This is a genomic window from Nocardiopsis alkaliphila YIM 80379, from assembly GCF_000341005.1.
Lineage (GTDB): Bacteria > Actinomycetota > Actinomycetes > Streptosporangiales > Streptosporangiaceae > Nocardiopsis > Nocardiopsis alkaliphila.
This window is the reverse complement of sequence record NZ_ANBD01000100.1, coordinates 1-5,456: the sequence shown is the minus strand read 5'-3', so window position 1 is coordinate 5,456 and position 5,456 is coordinate 1. Positions and strand designations below refer to the sequence as shown.

At 68.3% G+C, this 5,456-nt stretch carries 5 protein-coding genes; 1 reads left to right on the top strand and 4 read right to left on the bottom strand.

Translation table 11 applies throughout. The features are described from left to right. From D472_RS0114695 to D472_RS0114680, 4 genes are all read right to left on the bottom strand, one after another. A partial coding sequence (locus tag D472_RS0114695; protein WP_026117702.1) for a FecCD family ABC transporter permease occupies positions 1-721 on the bottom strand: 721 nt, incomplete at its 3' end. Positions 722-789: 68 nt separating this feature from the next. Continuing rightward, positions 790-1,821, bottom strand: a complete 1,032-nt coding sequence (locus D472_RS0114690; RefSeq protein WP_017605244.1) for an iron-siderophore ABC transporter substrate-binding protein — start codon at positions 1,819-1,821, stop codon at positions 790-792. Positions 1,822-2,099: 278 nt separating this feature from the next. Continuing rightward, positions 2,100-3,245 carry an FAD-dependent oxidoreductase gene (locus D472_RS0114685; protein ID WP_026117701.1) on the bottom strand — a complete coding sequence of 382 codons (1,146 nt, stop codon included), beginning with the start codon at positions 3,243-3,245 and terminating at the stop codon, positions 2,100-2,102. Between the two features lie 109 nt (positions 3,246-3,354). Continuing rightward, a complete protein-coding gene (locus D472_RS0114680; protein ID WP_017605242.1) occupies positions 3,355-5,034 on the bottom strand; it encodes a glycoside hydrolase family 13 protein in 1,680 nt (559 codons plus the stop codon). Between the two features lie 139 nt (positions 5,035-5,173). Between D472_RS0114680 and D472_RS29305 the strand changes: the two genes are divergently transcribed. After that, positions 5,174-5,456 (top strand): cyclase family protein (locus tag D472_RS29305; RefSeq protein ID WP_017605241.1); only part of this gene is annotated, 283 nt, incomplete at its 3' end.

Here is a 5,456-nt window from a genome sequence, read left to right as displayed (position 1 = left end):
CGGTGGCCCCGGCCGCCAGCAGGACTCCGGCGACCAGACCACCGGCACGGGTGAGGGTGACGTTGGCACCGGTGGCCACGGCCGCCTCGTCTCCCAGGGCCAGGGCGTTGAGGCCGCCCATGACCACCAGGGCCAGGAACAGGCCGACGAGGACGACCGGCAGTACCGCCCAGACCACGTCCATGCCGCGCCCGGCGAGGGAGCCCACCACCCAGTATCGGTAACTGTCGAAGACGTCGGGCATGCTCAGCGCCACCGCCTGCACGTAGGCGGTGAGCACGGCCGAGACCACCGCTCCGGCCAGGAGTAGGCGGACCATGCCACCGTCGCCGCCTCGGGTGCCCACGGCGTAGGCGACCAGGCCGGCCGCCAAGGCACCGGGCAACGACCACCAGACGGTGCCCACCGTCGAGGTGGGACCGAGCAGGGCGGTGGCGGTGACCACCGCGGCGGCCGCTCCGGCGTTCACGCCGAGCAGACCGGGGTCGGCCAGCGGGTTGCGGGTGATGCCCTGCATGAGGGTTCCGGCCAAGGCCAGGGCGGCCCCGGCCACCACGCCGACGAGGGTGCGTGGGATCCGGCTCTCCACAACGGTGACGGTGTAGGGGTCGGCCCCTCCGGTGAACACCCGCAACACCTCCAGAGGAGATGTGGGTCTACTGCCCGCGACGAGACTGAGGAGGACCGCCCCGACCAGGACCGCCGCGCCGGCGCCCAGCATGAGCGTGGCGCGGGCGGGTCCGGCCTTGGGTGGTGCCGTACGTGTCTTCACGATCACCTGGAAGGGGGTCAGCCGTCGAGTTCGGCCGCGGCCTCTTCGATGAGGGGCACGTAGCGGTCGATGACCCAGGGCACGGTGAGCGGGTTGATCAGTGAGGACGCGGTGACGAAGGAGTTGTCGTCACTGGTGACCACAGCGCCCTGCTCGATGGCGGGGATGGCCGCGTACAGCTCTTGGGCCTCGATCTCGGCGCGCGTTTCGGGGTCACTGTAGAAGGTGAAGATCAGGTCGCTGTCGGCGAGCTGATCGGCGTTCTCCAAGCCGATGAGGGCGGAGTCGGTGCCCTCGGTCTCGGGGAAGGTCTCCACGACCGGATCGACCCGCAGGCCCAAGCCGCGGACCATGGCCACACGCTGCTCGTCGGGCAGGAAGACGCCCAGGGTGCCGGGACCGTCGGTGTAGATGTAGGAGAAGGTCAGATCGGCGAACTCGGGATGCTCCTCGGCGGTCCGTTCGAAGCGGCCCTCGATCTCGGTGATGAGTTCGGCGGCCTCCTCGGGCCGACCGAGCGCCTCACCGATGATCTCGATCTGTTGGTCCCAGTCGGTACTCCAGGGCAGGTCGGGGTAGGCGACGGTGGGGGCGATGTCACTGAGGATGTCGTACTGCTCCTGGGTCACCCCGGACCAGGGTGCGAGGATGACGTCGGGGGCCAACTCGATGATGGCCTCGAAGTCGATGTCGGTGGCGCCGGCGAACTGTTCGGGCAACTGCTCACCGGACTCGGTGACGGCCTCGTGGATCCAGGGCAGGTAACCGGTGTCGTCGCTGCCCCACTCGTAGCTCTCGATACCGACCGGAACGACGCCCAGGGCGATGGAGGTCTCCGCGGAGCCCTGGCCGAGGGTGAGGACTCGCTCGGGCTGCTCGGGGATCTGGGCGGTGCCCAAGGCGCTCTCGATCTCGACCGGGAAGGCACCGTCGGCGGAGGGCGTTTCCCCGGCGTCGCCATCGCCGTCGCCGGCTCCACAGCCGGCCAGGCCCAGGGCCAAGGCCATGGTGAGTCCGATGCCACCGACGCTGCGCAGAGTGGGGTTCATACTCGCTGCTCTCTATCTCATGGGGACGTCCGCGGCGTGTTCGCGGGTTGTTCTCATGCGGGGGAGCCCGAATTTGGACAGCACGAAAACCGGACATAACAGGCCGAACTCAGCCCGAAGCAAGGTTAGTCTAACCTCACTTAATGGACCAGAAAAAGTTCGGGTCCCTTCGAAAATCCCCCTGGGAGGCACCCGCGCGCGATCCGTGCGACGCAAACGGGGCACCCGATCGACGCGGGCGCCCCGTGAGCCGGTGAAGGTACGACGTCGAGTGGGGGTCAGGGACGGCGGTCGGTGAGCACGTCGCTCACCCCGGACAGGTAACCGATGTACTGACGGGTGGCCATGGTGCTCAGCCGTTCCGGTCCCAGGAACCGTGGCGGACCGAACCGCTTGAGGGACTCCATGCCCGAGGAGACCGAGACCAGGGTCACCGGCCCCCGACGGGACCTTTCGTAGCGGCGGAGCGCGCGCGCCGGGTCGTCCTCGACAGGTTCCTCGCCCAACACCCGGGTCAGCGCCCAAGCGTCCTCCAGCGCTTGATCGACCCCCTGGGCGGTGGAGGGTGGAAAGGTGTGCGCGGCGTCCCCCAGCAGGGTCGCCCCGCCCTCACCCCAGACCTTGGGCACCCGGTGTCGGACGTGCTCGAACAGTTCGGGTTCGGCGTCGTGATCCAGGATCGTACGGACCCACGGGTCGTCCCACCCCCCGAACAGCTTGCGCAGCACGCCCATCGGGGACCGGGGACGCTGGATGTCCGAACGCCAACGCACGTCGAACCACCACCGCACCAGACCGTCTCCGGCCGGCATGATCCCGCACACGCCCTGGCGTCCTTGGACCACCGCGGCGGTCGTGCCGGAGGCCGCCGCCATCGGCACCTCGGTCAGCGCCTGCCAGCTCGCCCATCCGGTCGGACGGGTCGGATCGCCGTCCCACAGGTCCCGACGGGCCGCCGAACGCACCCCGTCCGCGCCCACCACCACGTCACCGGTGGCGTCGGTGCCATCCCCGAACAGGGCGCTGACCGAGCCGTCCCGGTTCACCCGCACCCGTGTACAGACCCTCCCGAAGCGGACCGTGCCCTCGGGCAGTCCCTGGGCGATCAGCTTCAGCAGGGCCCGGCGCGGCACCGCACGCGCTTGGAAACCGAAGTGCTCACGAACCGCGCCCACGTCCAGGGTGTACCGCACCCGGCCGGAGGGGTCACGGTTCTCCACCCCGTCCAGGCGACGACCGATCCCGGACACGTCCACGCCCAGGGCGGACAGTGCGGCGACCCCATTGGGGGACAGCCCCAGACCCGTCTCCTCGGTGCCCGAGTCGGTCTCGCGTTCATGTACCTGGACCTCGTGGCCCGAGTCGAGCAGGCCCCGGGCCAAGGCGAGCCCACCCACACCGGCACCGACGATGACAATCCTCATGAGGCACCCCATCCGCTCGTTCGACTGTCAACACCGTACTGAGGGATGGGAGGGGGAAACAGGTCCTCGGGTCACGATCCGACCGAACCCGGAAGGACCGGCCCGTGGCTCACTCCGGTCCGAAGAGGTGCACACGCGCTTCCCAGGGACGCAACGGGGCGAGCACACGGTCGGGTTCGGGATGGTTACCGATGAGCATCCGCGGGTCCGGGCCCACGAGGTCCTCGGAAAGTTCCAGCGGAGCCTCCTCCCCACTCCAGTTGGCCAGCACCAACAGGGTCCGGCCGTCGAAGGTCCGCGTGTAGGCGAATACTCGGGGATCCTCCTCCAGCAGCGGGGCGTAGCGCCCGTGTACGATCACCGGGTGCTCCTTGCGCAACTCGATCAGGCGCCGGTAGTGGTGGAAGATCGAGTCCGGGTCGGCGACGGCCGCCTCCGCGTTGATCTCGGTGTGGTTGTCGTTGACACCGATCCACGGGGTGCCGGTGGTGAAACCGGCCTGCGGGGAGGCGTCCCACTGCATGGGGGTCCGTGCGTTGTCCCGGCTCATCCGCGCGATCCCCGCCATGGCCGTCCTCGCGTCGATCCGGCCGGTCGCCACCATGAGGCGGTGGTGGTTGAGCGTCTCCAGGTCCCGGTAGTCGGCGATGTCGTCCATGTGGGCGTTGGTCATGCCGAGCTCCTCCCCCTGGTACACGTACGGGGTCCCGTGCATCATGTGCAAGGTGGTGGCCAAGGCCTTGGCGGACTCCACCCGGTACCGCCCGTCGTCGCCGTACCTGGACACCGACCGGGGTTGGTCGTGGTTGTTGAAGTACAGGCTGTTCCATCCCCGGTCGCCCAGTCCGGTCTGCCATCGGCCCAAGGAGGCCTTGAGCGCCACCAGGTCCAGCGGGCGCGGGTCGAACTTGCCTCCCGGCCCATGGTCCAGGTCCACGTGCTCGAACTGGAACACCATGCTCAGTTCCCGGTTGGCCGGGGTGGTGTGCACGCGTGCCTGTTCCACGCTCACACCTGGCATCTCTCCCACGGTGAGGACGTCGCGCCCGGCGAAGACCGCCTGGTACATCTCGTGCAGGAACTCGTGCAGACGCGGGCCGTTGATGGCGTGCTCGGCGAAGAGCCCGTGATCACCGATCATCGGACCGTCCGGCAGCTTCGGGTTCTTGGAGATGAAGTTGATGACGTCCATCCGAAACCCATCGGCGCCTCGGTCCAGCCACCACCGGGCCACCTCGTGGACGGCCGCCCGCACGTTCGGGTTCTCCCAGTTCAGGTCGGGCTGGGAGGGGCTGAACAGGTGCAGGTAGTACTCGTCGCGTTCGTCGTCGCGAGTCCAGGCCGGGCCGGAGAAGACCGCGCCCCAGTTGTTGGGCGGACCGTCGCCCCGGCCGGGGCGCCAGAAGTAGAAGTCCTCCTTGTCCGGGTCCCCGGCGCGCGAGGCGGTGAACCAGGGGTGTCGGTCGCTGGTGTGGTTGACCACCAGGTCCATCACCAGGCGCATACCGCGTTCGTGCAACCCATCGCGCAGGCGGTCCCAGTCCTGAAGGGTACCGAAGCGAGGGTCGATGTCGGTGTAGTCGCTGATGTCGTAACCGTTGTCGTCCCAGGGCGAGGGGTAGACCGGCGACAGCCACACCACGTCCACACCCAGCAGGTGCAGATAGTCGAGTTTGTCGATGATCCCGGGCAGGTCACCGATCCCATCACCATCACTGTCGTTGAAGCTGCTCGGATAGATCTGGTAGACGACGCTGGACTTCCACCACTCGGTACCGGCATCGGGCATGGCTGGTGTCCCTTCCTCAGGCCTGGGGCGCGACCATTCAATCGTTCCCACTCGCTCCACGGAAGCGGAATCGCCAATGAGGGCATCCGAAGTGGATGCGGGGGGATAATGCCGGGCACACGACGAGACAGGGGATTCCATGTGTCTGAATGGAACCGGAGAGACCGTACGTTCACGGACCGAGGGCATCACGCCACAGGACACGGCGGCTCCACCCATCGGTGGAGCGATTCGGCCTGGCGGGTTCGGCCGGGTGGTCGACCTCAGCCACACCATCTCCCCCGACATGCCCGCATGGGATGAGAAGCCGACCCGCCAGATCCTGTCCGGTCCCGCATCGGAGGGGGAGTTCGGCTTCTACGTGCAGCGTTGGAGCCTGACCGAACACACCGGCACCCACCTGGACGCGCCGGGTCACGTGA